Source organism: Micromonospora sp. NPDC048909 (assembly GCF_040649635.1).
Lineage (GTDB): Bacteria > Actinomycetota > Actinomycetes > Mycobacteriales > Micromonosporaceae > Micromonospora.
The window spans coordinates 39089-55408 of the sequence record NZ_JBEZFU010000003.1; the positions used below are offsets into that span (position 1 = coordinate 39089).

11 protein-coding genes and 1 riboswitch are annotated in these 16320 nt (G+C 74.2%); of the genes, 7 read left to right on the forward strand and 4 right to left on the reverse strand.

Annotation, left to right across the window (positions count from 1 at the left end; translation table 11 throughout):
• Positions 1–3 precede the first annotated feature (3 nt).
• Positions 4–5841 carry a ThuA domain-containing protein gene (locus AB0C04_RS09530; protein WP_357050871.1) on the reverse strand — a complete coding sequence of 1946 codons (5838 nt, stop codon included), beginning with the start codon at positions 5839–5841 and terminating at the stop codon, positions 4–6.
• A gap of 281 nt (positions 5842–6122) precedes the next feature.
• Positions 6123–6232: riboswitch (TPP riboswitch) on the forward strand.
• Between AB0C04_RS09530 and thiE the strand changes: the two genes are divergently transcribed.
• The 7 genes from thiE (at position 6227) to thiC (ending at position 12106) form a co-directional block, all read left to right on the forward strand.
• A complete protein-coding gene (gene thiE, locus AB0C04_RS09535) occupies positions 6227–6853 on the forward strand; it encodes a thiamine phosphate synthase (RefSeq protein ID WP_357050873.1) in 627 nt (208 codons plus the stop codon). Its footprint overlaps the riboswitch before it by 6 nt.
• Positions 6847–8013, forward strand: coding sequence for a glycine oxidase ThiO (thiO, locus tag AB0C04_RS09540; RefSeq protein ID WP_357050874.1), 1167 nt, complete (start codon positions 6847–6849; stop codon positions 8011–8013). The genes thiE and thiO overlap by 7 nt, the downstream gene beginning before the upstream one ends.
• Positions 8004–8204, forward strand: a complete 201-nt coding sequence (gene thiS / locus AB0C04_RS09545; RefSeq protein WP_350871246.1) for a sulfur carrier protein ThiS — start codon at positions 8004–8006, stop codon at positions 8202–8204. Before thiO ends, thiS begins: the two co-directional genes overlap by 10 nt.
• Positions 8201–8980, forward strand: coding sequence for a thiazole synthase (locus AB0C04_RS09550; RefSeq protein ID WP_357050879.1), 780 nt, complete (start codon positions 8201–8203; stop codon positions 8978–8980). Before thiS ends, AB0C04_RS09550 begins: the two co-directional genes overlap by 4 nt.
• Before the next feature lie 89 nt (positions 8981–9069).
• Positions 9070–9714, forward strand: coding sequence for a thiamine phosphate synthase (locus AB0C04_RS09555; protein WP_357050881.1), 645 nt, complete (start codon positions 9070–9072; stop codon positions 9712–9714).
• On the forward strand, positions 9711–10496 hold the full coding sequence (gene thiD, locus AB0C04_RS09560) for a bifunctional hydroxymethylpyrimidine kinase/phosphomethylpyrimidine kinase (RefSeq protein ID WP_357050885.1): 786 nt from the start codon (positions 9711–9713) through the stop codon (positions 10494–10496). The genes AB0C04_RS09555 and thiD overlap by 4 nt, the downstream gene beginning before the upstream one ends.
• Before the next feature lie 17 nt (positions 10497–10513).
• Positions 10514–12106, forward strand: a complete 1593-nt coding sequence (gene thiC, locus AB0C04_RS09565) for a phosphomethylpyrimidine synthase ThiC (protein ID WP_357050888.1) — start codon at positions 10514–10516, stop codon at positions 12104–12106.
• 91 nt (positions 12107–12197) lie between these two features.
• On the opposite strand, the gene AB0C04_RS09570 is transcribed toward thiC, so the two are convergent.
• The 3 genes from AB0C04_RS09570 to AB0C04_RS09580 all read right to left on the reverse strand — a co-directional run bounded on the left by AB0C04_RS09570 (position 12198) and on the right by AB0C04_RS09580 (position 16319).
• Positions 12198–14978, reverse strand: a complete 2781-nt coding sequence (locus tag AB0C04_RS09570; protein ID WP_357050891.1) for a hypothetical protein — start codon at positions 14976–14978, stop codon at positions 12198–12200.
• 76 nt (positions 14979–15054) lie between these two features.
• On the reverse strand, positions 15055–15372 hold the full coding sequence (locus AB0C04_RS09575; protein WP_357050894.1) for a cupin: 318 nt from the start codon (positions 15370–15372) through the stop codon (positions 15055–15057).
• Complete coding sequence (locus AB0C04_RS09580) at positions 15369–16319, reverse strand: LLM class F420-dependent oxidoreductase (protein ID WP_357052186.1); 951 nt, start codon at positions 16317–16319, stop codon at positions 15369–15371. The genes AB0C04_RS09575 and AB0C04_RS09580 overlap by 4 nt, the downstream gene beginning before the upstream one ends.
• Position 16320 lies beyond the last annotated feature (1 nt).

The window sequence follows — 16320 nt, forward strand, 5'->3', positions numbered from 1 at the left end:
GGATCAGAGTCGGCGGCCCGGGGCGAGCCGGGTGGCATCGCCACCCAGTCGCCCGGCACCGTCGACGGACTCGCCGTCGTTCGCCTTCACCCCGGCCTTGCTGGCCGCGCCGCCGAGCCGGACGATCATGGCATCGGCGTCCCGGACCAGCACGTCCCGGATCTCGGCCTCCGGCACCAGGTTGGCGCTGGCGGCGAGGGTCCGGAACTCGGTCAGCTGCTTGACCGCCTTCTTGTCGTTGCCGGCAGCCTCGGCCTTACGGGCGGCGTCGAGCTTCGCGGTCAGCTGCTTGTGGGCATTGGCCGAGAGGCGCCCCGTCGCCTTGAACCGGTCCAGCAGGTTCTGCATGTCCCGGAACGAGGTGGTGACGAAGAACCGGACCTCCGAGGTGGTCTGGTTGCCCGCCTTGTCGGTCGCGGTGACGGTCAGCTCGTGCAGGCCGAGCGGCAGCTCGTACATGGCCTGCAGGGTGCCGCTGGCGTACGGCCGGCCGTCCAGCTCGCCGACCACGGTCGCGATGCCCGAGGTCGGGTCGACCGCCTGCCAGGACACCCGGACGTCCTGGCTGTCCCCGTAGAGCTGGCCGTCGGCGATCCCGGACACCAGCAGCGTCGGCTTGGTGCCGTCGATCCGAAGCACCGCCGACTTGAGCGTCTCGGCGTTGCCGGCCTTGTCGACGGCCCGGAAGAGCAGCTCGTGCTCCCCGTCACCGGTCACCTCGACCGGCGCCGAGTACGGCGTCCACGCGCCACCGTCCAGCGACCACTCCACCGACTTGACGCCGGAGCCGGCATCGGTCGAGGTCAACACGACCGGGATGGTCCCGTCGTGCCAGCCGGCGTCGTTCGCGGGAGCGAAGGACGCCGAGGTGACCGGCGCGGTGGTGTCGATCTTGAAGCTGACGGTCTTCGTCGACTCCACGTTGCCCGCCTGGTCCGTCGAGCGGAACCGCAGCTCGTGCTCGCCGTCCCCGGTGACCGCCACCGGCGCGGTGTAGTCCGTCCAGGCGGTCGCCCCGTCCAGCTGGTACTGCGTGCCGGCCAGGCCGCTGCCACCGGCCTCGTCGGCGGCGGTCAGGGTGACCGTCACCGGCCCGGTGTGCCAACCCTCGGTCGGGGTTCCGGAGACCGCCGCGGTGGTCACCGGAGCCGTCTCGTCGGCCGTCTCGGTGCTGAGCCGGAAGTAGTCGAACCCGGCGGTCTTCGAGGCGGTCTGGTTGGCGCCGAGGGTGAAGAGCCCGACCTTGGGGGTGGCACCGACCGCGCTGTTGGTGAGCGTGGTCAACGCCGTCCAGGTCGTCCCGTCGGCCGAGTACGACGCGGTGAAGGTGTCACCGCTGCGGGCCAGTCGCAGATACCACACCGAACCGGTCAGGTTCGCCGCCTCCGGCTGCGGGTTCTGCACCGCCCCGCCGATCTCGCTGCGGAACTCGATCCGCCGCGTCACCGGCTGGCCGGCCTGGTTGTCCGCGATGTAGTCGAACTTCAGGTAGTTGTCGTCGTCGGCGTGCACGATCAGACCGGCCTGCTGGTACTGCTCGTTCAGCAGGCTGCCGTCGACCTTCGTCTCCAGGGTCCAGTCGCCGGCCGGCGCGGTCTGCAGGATGAAGTTCTCCGGCCCGGTGTTGTCGGTGCCGTAGATGTCACCGTTCGGCACGTCGACCCGCAGCGCGCCACCGGTCACCCGGTAACCCGTCGGGTCCTCCCGCAGGATCGCGTCCCACCGGCACTTGTCCAGCGTGTCGCCGCTGAACTCGTCCGACGGGTCGACCGGTCCGGCCGGCTCGTCGGGCGAGACCTGGAACCAGTCGAACGCCGCCTCGACCACCGGCGCGTCGGTGCCGCCGTTGAGCGCGAAGAGGCCGATCCGCGGGTTGGTGATGCCGGCGAGCGCGGCCGACCGGCCGACCGGGGTGAAGGTCTGCCCGTCGGCCGAGACGGCGGCGGTCAGGTTCGTCCCGTCGCTGCTCAGCCGCAGGTGCAGCGTGTCGCCCGCCGGAGCGGCGGCGCTGTCGGCGGCCTCGTTGCGCGGCGTGCCGGCGGTCTCCCGGATGAACTCCACCCGCCGGCTGCCCGAGAAGAGCAGGTCCAGCTTGGCGTAGTTGTCGTCGTCGCCGTAGACCAGCAGGCCGGCCTGCTGGTAGTTGGTCGTCACCGGGAGGGTGATCCGGGTGGTCGCCTGCCAGGCCCCGGTCGGCGCCGGCTGGAGCACCAGGTTGGTGGCGTCGTTGCGGGCCCCGTAGAGGTCACCCACCCCGGTCGGCAGACGCAGCGCGCCCTCCGAGACCGAGTAGAGCTGGTTCTCCCGGACCACGCTCCAGCGGGTCTTGTCGAGGCTGGCGCCGCTGAAGTCGTCCGAGCGCGCCCCGAAGCAGGACGTGTTCGGCGCATCCACCCGCACCGGCACCGTGGCGTACGACTTGGCGCCCTTGCTGTCGGTCACCGTGAGCGTCGCCGTGAAGGTGCCCGGGCTGGTGTAGGTGTGGCTGGCGTCCAGCGTGGACGCCGTGCCGCCGTCACCGAAGTCCCAGGCGTACGTCAGCGGGGTGTCGCCCTCGGCGTCGGTGGCCGTGCCGTCGAAGGCGACGGTGACCGGCGCGGTGCCGGCGGTCGGGGTGGCGGTGGCGCTGACCACCGGTGGCCCATTCTCCGTGACGCCGCGGCCGAGGAAGTCCATCCAGTTGACGTTGAGCAGCGACCCCGCGCCGCCGTTCGGGTCCCGGGCCACGAAGTACAGCGTGCCGCTCGCGGCACCGGTCACCGGCGCGGTCACGTCCGTGTACGTCTGCCATCCGCCGGTGCCCGGCACGGTGGCCGAGGCGACCAGCGGTCCGTCGGCCGCGCCGACCCGGACCTCGATCCGACCACCGGCGACGGCCGAGGCGGCCCGGAACCGGATGTCGGTGATGTTGGTCAGGTCCGCCGGGGCGAGCGACCACCAGTCGCCGTCCTCGATGAACCCGATGTTCTGGCCGCCACCGGCGGTGTCGCCGGTGGTCTCCCGCTGCACGCCGGCGTCGCCGCCGCCGGTGCTCACCGGCGCCCGGCCGGTCGCGGTGAAGTACTCGGCCTGCTTGCGCTTGGGCTGCAACTGCTCGATCGCCCGGCCGGTGAGCGGCCCGGCCCCGCCGGCGCCGCCCTCGTCGGTGTAGGTGGCCTCGAAGACGGCGAAGACGTTCGCCTCGGCGCCGTGCCCGGAGGCGAGCGACGTCTGGACGGTGCCGGTGCAGCCGGTGTGCTGCTCCAGCGGGTGGGCGTGTTCGTCGTGGCCGAGCAGCACCTGGAGCTGGACCCGGTCGCAGTCGATCTCCCCGTCCTCCGGGTCGGTCACCTTGACCGTGTAGCGGACCTGGTCACCCCAGTCGAAGAAGCCGCCGTCCGGCGGGAACTCGATGGTCACCGTCGGCGCGGTGTTGCCCACGGTGACCGGCACGTTGGCCACCGCGGTGCGGCCCTTCGGGTTGGTCACCGTGAGCTGGGCGGTGAAGCTGCCCGCCGTCGCGTAGGTGTGCGTCGGGCTCGCCTCGGTGGAGGTCTGCCCGTCGCCGAAGGCCCAGGCGTAGGTGAGCGTGCCACCGTCCGGGTCCCGGGAGCCGGCGCTGGAGAAGCTCACGGTCAGCGGCGCCGGCCCGGAGGTCGGCGTGGCGGCCGCCACCGCGATCGGCGCCCGGTCCCCGGCGATGTAGTCGATCCGGTAGACGCCGGAGTTGTCGTTGTTGCCGCCGAAGCCGCTGCCCCACTCGATCAGGTAGAGCGCGCCGTCCGGGCCGAACTCGAAGTCCATCGGCCGGATCATGCTCATGCCGGTGAGCAGCTGGTTGATGTCCACCAGCGACTTGCCGTCGGCGGTCACCTGCATGGTGTACATCTTCGACTGGTTCCACTCACCGAGCAGCGCCTTGCCGTCGTAGTACGCCGGCCACTTGCGCTCGGAGTTCAGGTCGGCGTCGTAGCGGTAGACCGGGCCGCCCATCGGGGCGCCACCGCCGCCGATCTCCGGGTACCGGGCGTCACCGGCGTAGCCGTAGTCGACGGTGGCCGGGACGACCGGCGGAAGGTTGGTCAGGCCGGTGTTGTTGGGCGAGTTGTTCACCGGCGCGGCGCAGTCGAACTTCGCCCCGCTCGGGCCGGAGGGGAAGGTGTAGTCGTTGTACGCCTCGTTCGTCCCGGTGCAGTACGGCCAGCCGTAGTTGCCGGGCGTGACGACGTTCCACTCGACCAGGCCGCGGGGGCCCCGGGTCGGGTTGTCCGCGTTGGCGTCCGGCCCGTAGTCCGCGACGTAGAGCGTGTTGGTCTTCGGGTCGGTGCCGATCCGGAACGGGTTACGGAAGCCCATCGCGAAGATCTCGGGGCGGGTCTTGTCGGTCCCCGGCGCGAAGAGGTTTCCGGCCGGGACGGTGTACGTCCCGTCGTCCTCCGGGTGGATCCGGATCACCTTGCCGCGCAGGTCGTTCGTGTTGCCCGAGGTGCGCTGGGCGTCGTAGTCCTGGCGGCCCGGCCGCTCGTCGATCGGCGTGTACGCGTTCGACTCGAACGGGTTGGTGTTGTCACCGGTGGCCAGGTAGAGGTTGCCGGCCCCGTCGAAGGCCATGCTGCCGCCGGCGTGGCAGCAGGTGTTGCGCTGGGTGTCGACCCGCAGCACCTGCTTCTCGCTGGCCGGGTCGATGGTGTCGCCGGTCACCGTGAACCGGGACAGCAGGTTGCGCGCGACACCGTCGTTCGGGGCGTAGTAGAGGTAGACCCAGTGGTTGGTGGCGAAGTCCGGGTCGAGCCGGATGCCGATCAGGCCGTCCTCGTTGCCGGTGAAGACGTCCAGGTCGACGGCGGTGACGGTGCTGCCGGTGTCCGGCTTGACGATCTGCACCCGGCCGTCGCGCTCGATGTAGAAGACCCGCCCGTCGGGCGCGATGTCCAGCTCCATCGGGTTGCTGGTGTTGCTGTCCAGGGCGACCTTCTCGAAGCTGGCGGTCTTCGAGGCGCCGCAGTCGGCGTCCGCCGCGCCCGCGGCGGTACGGATGCCGCCGAGCAGGTGGCCCAGGAACTCTGGCTCGGCGTACGACTCCCGGGTGTGGCCGCCCCCGGTGTACCAGGACCGGCCGCCGTCGAAGTCCTGGCACCAGGCGATCGGGTGGTCGGCGCCCATCGCGCCGGCGCCCGGGGTGTAGCTCTTCTCGTCCAGGCTGGCCAGCACGTGCACGTCCGGCCGCGGGTTGGTCTGGTAGTTGTACCACTCGTCGAACCGCGACCAGCGGTCCGGCAGCTCGGCCGTGGACGGGTGGGCGTGGTCCTCCACCTTCACCGTGGCCTGCTGGTTCGCCGGGTGGTTGGCGAAGTAGGCGCCGACCAGGTCGCCGTACCAGGACCAGCTGTACTCGGTGTCCGAGGCGGCGTGGATGCCGACGTAGCCGCCGCCGGCACGGATGTAGCGCTCGAACGCCGCCTGCTGCTCGGGGTCGAGCACGTCGCCGGTGGTGGAGAGCCAGATCACCGCCTGGTACTTCGCCAGGTTGGCGTCGCTGAACGCGGCGCCGTCCTCGCTGCTGTCGACGGTGAATCCGTTGGCCGCGCCGAGCTGCTGGATGGCGGCGATGCCGGTCGGGATCGAGTCGTGCCGGAAACCGGCGGTCTTGGAGAAGACCAGGACGGAGAAGGGGTCGTCGGCCACCTGCGCGGCCTTGGGCAGCACCTGGGTGACGGGGGCCGCGGCCTGCGCGTCCCGCGGGGGGATCTGCGCGGCGGCCGGTGCCGCCTGCGCGGGCGCGCCGAACAGGGTCGATGTGGCCAGAGCGAACGAGAGCAGGGTTGCGGTGAGGGGTATACGGGCACGACGAGATCGGGACACGCCGCCTCCTATGTCGCGGTGGACAGGGATCGCGGGGGCCGGCTCGCCGAAGACCGTCCCAGATGGAGCCGGTGCGGACACCGTGTCAGGGTGTCCACGCCAGCATTTTGTCGAATCGCTGAACAAATTAATTCCGCTGGATGCATGTCGGGCAAGATGCCAGCGGGTAACGGTTCTGCAACGGCGGGCGACATTCCGAACAGGACCGCATGAAGCGCCCAGCCGGATCCGCCACCGACCCCCGCCTTGGCAGCCCGACGGTTCTGTCGTACCGTGACACGCAAGTAACCCACGGGAGCCCGGTGTACCGGGCTGAGAGGGGGGCTGACAGCCCCCGACCGTCGAACCTGATCCGGGTAATGCCGGCGCAGGGAGGAGTGTTGCCGTGCTGTCCCTTGGGCGACTGCATCTGATCACCGACACCCGACCCGGGCGGGACCCACTCACCGTGGTCCGGGCCGCCCTGTCGGCGGCCCGCGCCGAACTCGTGGTGCAGGTCCGGGTCGAGGACTCCGCCACCGACCGCGAGGCGTACGACCTGGCCCGCCGGGTGCTGGCGCTCTGCGCGCCGTACGGGGCGAGCTGCCTGGTCAACGACCGGCTGCACGTGGCGCTGGCGGTGGGCGCCGCCGGCGGGCACGTCGGCGCCGACGACCTGCCCGTCGGGGCGGCCCGCCGGGTGCTCGGCCCGGCCGCCGTGCTCGGCGCCACCGCCCGGGAACCCGGCACGGCCGCCGAGGCGGTCACCGCCGGCGCCAGCTACCTGGGGGTCGGCCCCTGCCATCCCACCGCCACCAAGGAGGGCCTGCCGCCGCCGATCGGGGCGGCCGGGGTGCGGGCGGTGGCCGCGGCGGTCGACGTGCCGGTGATCGCCATCGGTGGGGTGACCGCCGCCGGCGTGCCGGCGCTGCGGGCCGCCGGAGCGTACGGGGTGGCGGTGGTCGGCGCGGTCTCCGCCGCCGCCGACCCGGCCCGCGCGACCACCGAGCTGCTCGGGGCCCTGACGTGCTGACCGGCCGGTCGGCGTCGACGCGATCCGACGACCGGGTCCGGCCGGACGTGGCGGTGGTGGGGGCGGGACCGATCGGGCTGGCGGTCGCCTGGCGGTGCGCCGCCCGCGGGCTGCGGGTGGTCGTGCACGACCCGGCCCCCGGCTCGGGAGCGTCGGCGGTCGCCGCCGGCATGCTCTCCCCGGTCGCCGAGGCGTACTTCGGTGAGCGGGAGCTGACCGGGTTGCTGGTGGAGTCCGCCGCCCGCTGGCCGGCGTTCGCCGCCGAGCTGACCGAGGCGACCGGCGCCGAGCTCGGCTACCGGACCGAGGGAACCCTGATGGTCGGGCTGACCGGGGACGACCTGGCCGAGGCGCGCCGGCTCTGGGCGTACCAGCAGGGGCTCGGCCTGCCGGTGACCCCGCTGCGCCCCAGCGAGCTGCGCGACCGCGAACCGGCGCTGGCCACCCGGGTACGCGGCGGGGCGCTCGCGCCCACCGACCACCAGATCGACCCGCGGCTGCTGGTGCCCGCGCTGCGTACCGCCGCCGAGCGGGCGGGTGCGGTGCTGGTGCCCGCGCCGGTGCGCCGGCTGGCCGAGCTGGGCGCGCCCGTCACGGTGGTGGCGGCCGGCTGCGGCGCCGCCGCGCTGGCCGGGCTGCCGGTCCGGCCGGTGAAGGGACAGGTGCTCCGGCTCCGCGCGCCGGGTGGCGCTGCGCCGGGCTTCCGGCACGTCATCCGGGGGTACGCCGACGGCGAGCAGGTCTACCTGGTGCCCCGGGACAGCGGCGAGGTGGTCGTCGGGGCGACGGTCGAGGAACGCCGGGACACCGACGTCTCCGCCGGTGCGGTGCTCCGCCTGCTCCGCGCCGCGGTCGAGCTGCTCCCCGAGCTGGCCGAGTACGACCTGGTCGAGACGGTCGCCGGGCTGCGGCCCGCCACGCCGGACAACGCGCCCATCCTCGGCCCGTTGCCCGGCCGGCCGGACGTGCTGGCGGCCACCGGGCACCACCGGCACGGGATCGTGCTCACCCCGGTCACCGCCGACCTGATCGCCGACCTGGTCAGCACCGGCGCGCCCGACCCGCTGCTCGCGCCCTTCCGACCGGACCGGTTCGCCATCGCGGGCCCGACCGCCGTCGGTGCAACTGATTCGACGATGAAGGGGGACCGGTGGAACTGACGGTGAACGGGGCCGGGCGCACACTGCCCGGCGGCGCGACGGTGGCCGACCTGGTCCGCGAGGTCACCCCGCAGCAGCGCGGGCTCGCGGTCGCGGTGAACGGCGAGGTGGTCCCGCGGACCGGCTGGCCGGCGACCGTGCTGCGCGACGGCGACCGGGTCGAGGTGCTCAGCGCGGCCCAGGGCGGGTGAGCGGGGTGACGTTCGAGATCGGCGGCGTGCCCTTCACCTCGCGGCTCATCCTGGGCACCGGCGGCGCGGCGAACCTGCACGTGCTGGAGCAGGCCATCCGGGCCTCCGGCACCGAGCTGGTCACCGTGGCGTTACGCCGGGTGGACACCGCGCCCGGCAGCGCCGGTGGCCTGCTGGAGCTGCTGGACCGGTGCGGCGTACGGCTGCTGCCGAACACCGCCGGCTGCTACACGGCCGGCGAGGCGGTCAAGGTCGCCCGACTGGCCCGGGACGCGTTCGACACCGACTGGATCAAGCTGGAGGTGATCGGCGACGAGCGGACGCTCCTCCCGGACGGGGTGGAGCTGCTGCGCGCGGCCGAGGAACTGGTGGCCGACGGGTTCACCGTCCTGCCGTACACCTCGGACGACCCGGTGCTGGCCCGGCGACTGGCCGACGTGGGCTGCGCGGCCGTGATGCCGGCCGGCGCGCCGATCGGCTCCGGGCTCGGCATCGGCAACCCGCACCACATCCGGCTGATCCGCCAGGGCGTCGGCGTGCCGGTGATCCTCGACGCCGGCATCGGGACCGCCTCCGACGCGGCGCTGGCAATGGAACTCGGCTGCGACGCGGTGCTGCTGGCCAGCGCGGTCACCCGGGCCGCCGACCCGGTGGCGATGGCCACCGCGATGCGGCACGCCGTCGAGGCCGGCCGGCTCGCCGCCGGTGCGGGCCGCATCCCCCGCCGCTTCCACGCCCTCGCGTCCACCCCGGACGACGGGCGGCCGGACCTGTGAACGCGCAGCCCGACACCGCTACCCCTCTGGATCTCGGCAGAAGCGGACCCCTGGCGGGGTCGGGAGCTGCCAAGATCCCGGTCGGCGCGGTGCCGACCGGCGTCGTGCTGCTGACCGATCGGCGGGTGGCGCGGCGGCCGTTGGTCAGCGTGGTCGCGGCGGCGGTGGGCGGGGGAGTGCGCTGGGTCGTTCTGCGGGAGAAGGACCTGCCCCGCGCCGAGCGAGCGGCCCTCGCCGTCGAGCTGCGGGCGATCCTGGCCGAGGTCGGCGGCACACTCATCGTCGCCGGTCCCGATCCGCTCGACGGCGACGCCGTCCACCTGCCCGCCGCCGGCCCGTACCCGCCGCCGAGCGTCGGCCTGGTGGGCCGCTCCTGCCACGACAGTGCGGAGCTGGCTCGTCTCTCCACCGAGGACTACGTCACCCTCTCGCCCGTGCATCCCAGCAGGACCAAGCCCGGCTACGGCCCACCTCTGCTCCCGGACGGGCTGGCCGCGCTGATCCGGCGAAGCCCGGTACCCGTCCTCGCTCTCGGCGGCTTTGAGACCCCCAACCAGGTGCACGCGAGCGTCAAGGCAGGTGCCGCCGGAGTAGCGGTCCTCGGCGCGATCATGCGAGTCGACGAACCCGCGAAGGCAGCCGCCACGTTGACGGGAGCCTTCGACGAGGCGGTCACCCCGGTGCCGCGAAGCGGGCCGCAGCCCTCGACACCGACCACGGGAGGGCGACGATGACCCCACCGGCCGTGCTCACCATCGCCGGCTCCGACTCCGGCGGAGGCGCCGGCATCCAGGCCGACCTGAAGGTCTTCGCCGCCCTCGGCGCGTACGGGACGAGCGTGCTCACCGCGGTCACCGCGCAGAACACCAGGGGCGTCGACGCGGTGCTGCCGCTGCCGCCGCGCACCGTCGCCGAGCAGCTCGACAGCGTGCTGGCCGATTTCGGCGTGCGGGCGGCGAAGACCGGCATGCTCGGCAGCCCGGCCGTCGCCGCCGTGGTGGCCGACGCGGCCCGCGACGGTCGGTTGCCGCACCTCGTCGTCGACCCGGTGCTGGTCGCCACGAGCGGGCACCGGCTCGGCGTGGTCGCCGCGGTCGAGCGGCTGCTCCCGTACGCCCGGGTGGCGACGCCGAACTGCGCGGAGGCCGCGGCGATCACCGGACGACCGGTCGACGACCTGGCCGGGATGGTCGCCGCGGCGGAGGCGCTGGCCGCCGGGGGCCCGGAGCACGTGGTGGTCACCGGCGGCGACCTCTCCGGCGGCGAGGCGGTGGACGTGCTGCACGGCGGCGGGATCACCACGCTGCTGCGGGCGCCCCGGGTGGACACCCGGCACACCCACGGCACCGGCTGCTCGTTCTCGGCGGCGATCGCCGTCCGGCTGGCGCTGGGGGATCCGGTGCCGGCGGCGGTCGGTGCCGCCAAGGAGTACGTGCACCGCGCGCTGACCGGCGCGCGGGGCTGGGAGCTGGGCGCCGGGCGGGGTCCGTTGGACCACTTCGGCTGGACCGCTTGATCACCAGGGAGGCTGTCATGCAGGCACGACGCAAGGTGTACGTGGAGGGGTCCCGACCGGATCTCCGGGTGCCGTTCGCCGAGGTGGCGCTGACCGGGGACAACCCGCCGCTGCGGCTCTACGACACCTCGGGGCCGGGCTCCGACCCGGAGGTGGGGCTGCCACCGCTGCGCGGGCCCTGGATCGCGGCCCGCGGCGATGTCGCTCCGGTACGCGGTGCGGGCACCCCGCTGGCCGGGGTCGACGGGCGGCGTCCGACGCAGCTCGGCTACGCCCGGGCCGGGATCGTCACGCCGGAGATGGAGTTCGTGGCGATCCGGGAGGGCGTCGCACCGGAGTTCGTCCGGGACGAGATCGCGGCCGGCCGGGCGGTGCTGCCGCTCAACGTCAACCACCCGGAGTGTGAGCCGGCGATCATCGGCAAGGCGTTCCTGGTGAAGGTGAACGCCAACATCGGCACCTCGGCGGTCAGCTCGTCCGTCGCCGAGGAGGTGGAGAAGCTGACCTGGGCGACCCGGTGGGGCGCGGACACGGTGATGGACCTCTCCACCGGCAAGCGGATCCACGAGACCCGCGAGGCGATCGTCCGGAACTCGCCGGTGCCGATCGGCACGGTGCCGATCTACCAGGCGCTGGAGAAGGTCGGCGGCGACCCGGTGAAGCTGAGCTGGGAGGTGTTCGCCGAGACCGTCGTCGAGCAGGCCGAGCAGGGCGTCGACTACATGACCGTGCACGCCGGGGTGCTGCTGCCGTACGTGCCGATGGCCGTCGACCGGGTGACCGGGATCGTCTCCCGAGGTGGATCGATCATGGCGGCCTGGTGCCTGGCGCACCACGAGGAGAACTTCCTCTACACCAACTTCGCCGAGTTGTGTGCGCTGCTCGCCAGGTACGACGTGACCTTCTCCCTCGGCGACGGGCTGCGTCCGGGGTCCATCGCGGACGCCAACGACGAGGCGCAGTTCGCCGAGCTGCGTACCCTCGGCGAGCTGACCAAGGTCGCCTGGGAGCACGACGTGCAGGTGATGATCGAGGGCCCCGGGCACGTGCCGATGCACAAGATCAAGGAGAACGTGGACCTGCAGCAGGAGTGGTGCCACGAGGCGCCCTTCTACACGCTCGGCCCGCTGACCACCGACATCGCGCCCGCGTACGACCACATCACCTCGGCGATCGGCGCGGCGATGATCGGGATGTTCGGCACCGCGATGCTCTGCTACGTCACGCCGAAGGAGCACCTCGGGCTGCCCGACCGGGACGACGTGAAGGCCGGCGTGATCGCGTACAAGATCGCGGCGCACGCGGCAGACCTGGCCAAGGGCCACCCGGGCGCGCAGGCCTGGGACGACGCGCTCTCCAAGGCCCGGTTCGAGTTCCGCTGGGAGGACCAGTTCAACCTCGCGCTGGATCCGGAGACCGCACGGGCGTACCACGACGCGACGCTGCCCGCCGAGCCGGCCAAGACCGCGCATTTCTGCTCGATGTGCGGCCCGAAATTCTGCTCCATGAAGATCACCCAGGAGCTCAAGGAGTACGCGGCGCGCGGCATGCGGGACAAGTCGGCGGAGTTCGTCTCCGGCGGCGGTCGGGTGTACCTGCCGCAGGCCTGAGCCAGCAGGGCGCTGCGCGCACCGGCGCCTGCCCGTTCTGCCAGGGCATCCCCGCCCGGGTGTCGCCGCGGCGACACCCGGGCGGTCGGGTTCAGTCCCGGTGGTGCCGGCCGCTGGAGCGCAGCGACCGTCGCCCGCTCTCCTGCTCGGGCTCGTTGTCCGGCACCGGCTTGCTCAGCCCGGCGACCCAGTCGACGAATTCCTCGTCCTGCTCCGGCAGCGGTTCCGGCTCGGTGACGGTCTCGGCGTCGGTGCGGGAGCGGCCGCGCCGGAACAGCCCGAGCCGGCCCCGGCCCCGGCCGGCGGCCTGGTCCGCCGCAATCGGCTCGGTGGTCGCGCCCTCGGCCGGCTCACCCGACAGCTCGGCCTCGGCCGTTTCGGGGCCGGTCGACGGTCCGCTCGGCGCGGTGTCCGGAGCGCCGGTCGACTGCGGGCCGGTCGACTGCGGGCCGGCGCGGCGCGCGGTGGCGAGGGCCTCCCAGTCCGCGGCCCGGTTGAGGTCCGGCAGCGGGGCCCGGTGCCGGGCTCGGGCGGCCGGCGCGGTGGGCTCCTCCCGAGCCGGCGGTGCCGCGGGGTCGGCGCTCGGCGGCGCGGATCGCGGCGGGACCGGCCAGGCCGGTGCGACCTGCCACGCCGGCGGGAGCGGGCTCGGCCGCTCGGTCTCGGACGTGCCGGCAGGATCGCCGCTCGCCGGCAGGCCGGCCGGTGCGCTCGACGCCGGCTCCGCCGGGAACGCCGGAGCGCCGGTGGGCTCCGTCCGGAACGTCGGGGTGGGGCTCGGCTCGTCGTGCGGGGCGGGGCCGCCGCTCAATTCGTCACGCGGGGCCGGCGCTGTGGTCGGCTGGGCCGGGAACGCCGGGGCGCCGGTCGGCTCGTCCACGGCAGACGTCCCGGCGGCGTCCGGCGCGTCGGCCGGTGGGACGGCGGCGTCCGGCGGGGTGCTCCCGCTGACCGGCTTCGCCACCGCGCCGGACTTGCCGGTCGAGGTGGAGCGGGGCTTGCGGGTCCGCCGGGGCTTGGGCGCCGGTGCCGCCGTCGTGCCGGTGGCGGCGGCTGCCGGGTCCACGGTGGCCGCCGGGTCGCCGGTGGCCGGTCGGCCGGCGCCGGTCGGGTCGCCGACCGTCCGGTCCGGCGCGGCCGGGTCGTCACCGGTGCGCTGGTCCGTCCCCGTGGCGGTCGGTGACGTGGTGACCGGGTCACCGGTGGGACGTGCCGGGCCGCGCCGCGCCCTCGGCGGTTTCGGTGCCTCGGCCGAGGTGGCCGGGCCGGGTGCCGGAGCCGCGCTCGCCCCGTGCCCCGACGCGACGCCGCCCTCGACCGGCTGGCCGGCCCCGGCGGCGCGGTGGGATTCGCCGGCGATGGACCCGGCGGCGTCGACGGCCTCCTTACCGGTCCGGTCGGTCTCGACCGCGGTGGTCCGGGTGGCGCCGTCGGGCCCGGCCGGTCCGATGGGACGGGCGGTCGGGGCCGCCTCGGCCGCGGTGGGTTCGGCGGTCGGGCTGGCCTCGGCCACGGTGGGCTTGGCGGTCCGGGTGGCCTCGGCCACGGTGGGCTCGGCGGTCCGGGTGGCCTCGGCCACGGTGCGCTCGGCGGTCCGGCCGGCCCCTGCCGCGGTGGGCTTCATGGAGTGGCTGGTGGAGTGGGGACTGGCGGCGGGCTGCGCCGGCGGCGCGACCGGCCGACCCAGCGTCGACTCGACCGTCAGCCGTGACGTGGGCAGGTCAGCGCCGGGCCGAGCGTTCTCGGGGTCCGCGCCCGACCAGGTCGGCGCGGGCCGGGCGGCCGCCGGCCAGTCCCAGTGGGCGGGGGTGCTCCGGGGCGAGGCGTCCCCGTCGCCCGGGGTGCCGCCGGTGGCGGGGACCGTACCGCCGGACCGGCCGGCCAGGTCCGCGCCGGCCGGCTCCGCCTGCTCGCCGGCCGAGTGGTCGGTGACGGTCGACTCGGCGGTCGGCAGCGCCGGCCCGGCGGGCAGCGGGCGGAGGATGTCGCTCGGCTCGATGGCGTGCGCACCGGTGGCCCGGGCGCGTGTCGGCCAGCGCAGCACGGCGGCCGCGGTCGCGCCGAGCGCCCCGGCGGCCACCGCGATCAGCGCGCCGTAGTAGGGCGTGGTCTGGTACCGGTTCACCGGGTCGCCGGGACCGGCGGTCAGGTAGGCGAACGCCACCAGCACCGGACCGGCCACCCCGGTCGCGGCGCTGATCAGCGGTACCTGGCCCCGCCAGCGGGCCAGCCCGGCCGTCGCCGCGCCGGCGAGCAGCGCCACGAGGGGCAGCAGGATCAGCGACAGGCGCTGGGCCGCGTCCGTGGCCAGCCAGGTCGGCTCGAGCACGCCGAGCCGGACGGCACGCAGCGGCCCGTCGACGCCGAGCGACGGCAGCGCGGAGACCAGCGCGAACAGCCAGATCGCGCCGGCGACCGCCGCCGCGTTCCAGCCCAACGGCGGGTTGAGCAGGACTGCGATCGCCGCGCCGGCGCCGACGACCGCGCCGAGGACGGCGCAGATGCCGACCGCGAAGACCGGGTCGACGGAGACCAGCTCCGCGGCCCGCGCGGGCTGCATGCAGAGTGGGGCGATGACGGTGGCGCCGAGCGCGGCGGCCGCGCCGACGGCCAGTTGCCGGCCGGTGCTGACGGGTAGCGCGTCCCGGCGGGCCAGGCGCTCGGTGAGCACCGCGCCGGCCACGGCCGCGTTCGCCGCGAACCAGCCCACCCAGACGAGCTGGGCCGGCCACTGGTTGACGGTCGCGCCGGTGAACCCGCCGGTGAGCCGCACGATGCCGAAGCCGTACGCGATGCCCAGCTGGCCGGCCCCGGCCAGCACGCTCACTCCGAGCGCGGTGAGCAGCAGTCTGCCCCAGGTCCGATAGGCCATATCGGGCACGTTACGCACCCGGTACACCGGACCGCCACCGGCGCGCCGCGCGCGACCGCCCGCCTGACCGGTCGGTCTACTTGAGTTCGACCAGCCGGGCCAGGTACGTCGTATCCCCGACATTGGTGAGCATGTGCACCGCGCCCGGATCGCGGTAGACCACTCCGCCGGTCGGCTCGTCCGCGTCGATCCGGGTGCCGTCGACCGTCTGCACCACGTTCCTGGCGCCCTCGATCGCCACCACCAGGTAGGGGTGGTCGTGCCGGTGCAGGGGCTGGCGCTCGCCCGGCTCCAGCCGGATGTGCCAGACCCGGACCCGGTCGTTCTCGTACACGATCTCCTGGCCCACCGGCCCGAGCTCGACTGCGTCGGTCACGTTCGTCACGTCGGTCATTGGTCTCCGTCCAACTGCGGAAGCACCTCGCTGCCGATCAGTTCCAGGTGGTCCAGGTCGGCGAGGTCGATCAGTCGCAGGTGCACCCGGGTGGCGCCGATCGCGGCGAACTCGCCGATCCGCTCGACCAGCTCGGCGGGCGAGCCGATCACCGGGGACTCCGGCGGGAGCGCGCTGGCGACGTGCAGTGGCGCGGCTCGTCGCTCGGCCTCGGCGTCGGTTCGGCCGATCGCCACCACGATCCCGGCGGAGAGCACCAGCGGGGCCCGCCCGGATTCGGCCCGGCCCACCCGGTCGCAGGCCTCCCGCACCCGCTCGTACGCCTCGGCGGTCTCGTCCACGGACTTGAACGGCATGTTGAACTCGTCGGCGTAGCGGGCCGCCAGGTCCGGGGTCCGCTTCGGGCCGCGGCCACCCACGATGATCGGTGGGCCGGGCACCTGCACCGGCTTGGGTAGCGCCGGGGCGTCCACCAGGCGGTAGTGGTCACCGGTGAAGGTGTAGGAGCCACCGACCGGGGTCCGCCACAGCCCGGTGATGACTTCGAGCTGCTCGGCCAGCCGGTCGAAGCGTTCGCCGACCGCGGGGAACGGGATGCCGTAGGAGCGGTGTTCGCGCTCGAACCAGCCGGCGCCGATGCCCAGCTCGATCCGGCCACCGCTCATCTGGTCGACCTGGGCGACCATCACCGCGAGTGGGCCGGGCAGCCGGAAGGTGGCCGAGGTGACCAGCGTGCCGAGCCGGATCCGGGTGGTCTCCCGGGCCAGCGCGGCCAGGGTCAGCCAGGCGTCGGTCGGCCCGGGCAGCCCCGGGTCGGCACCCATCGACTGGTAGTGGTCGGCGCGGAGGAAACCTTCGAAGCCGGCCGCCTCGACCAGCCGGGCGAAGCGGAGCTGGTCGTCGTAGCTGGCGCCCCGGTGCGGCTCGGTGAAGACCGACACCCGCATG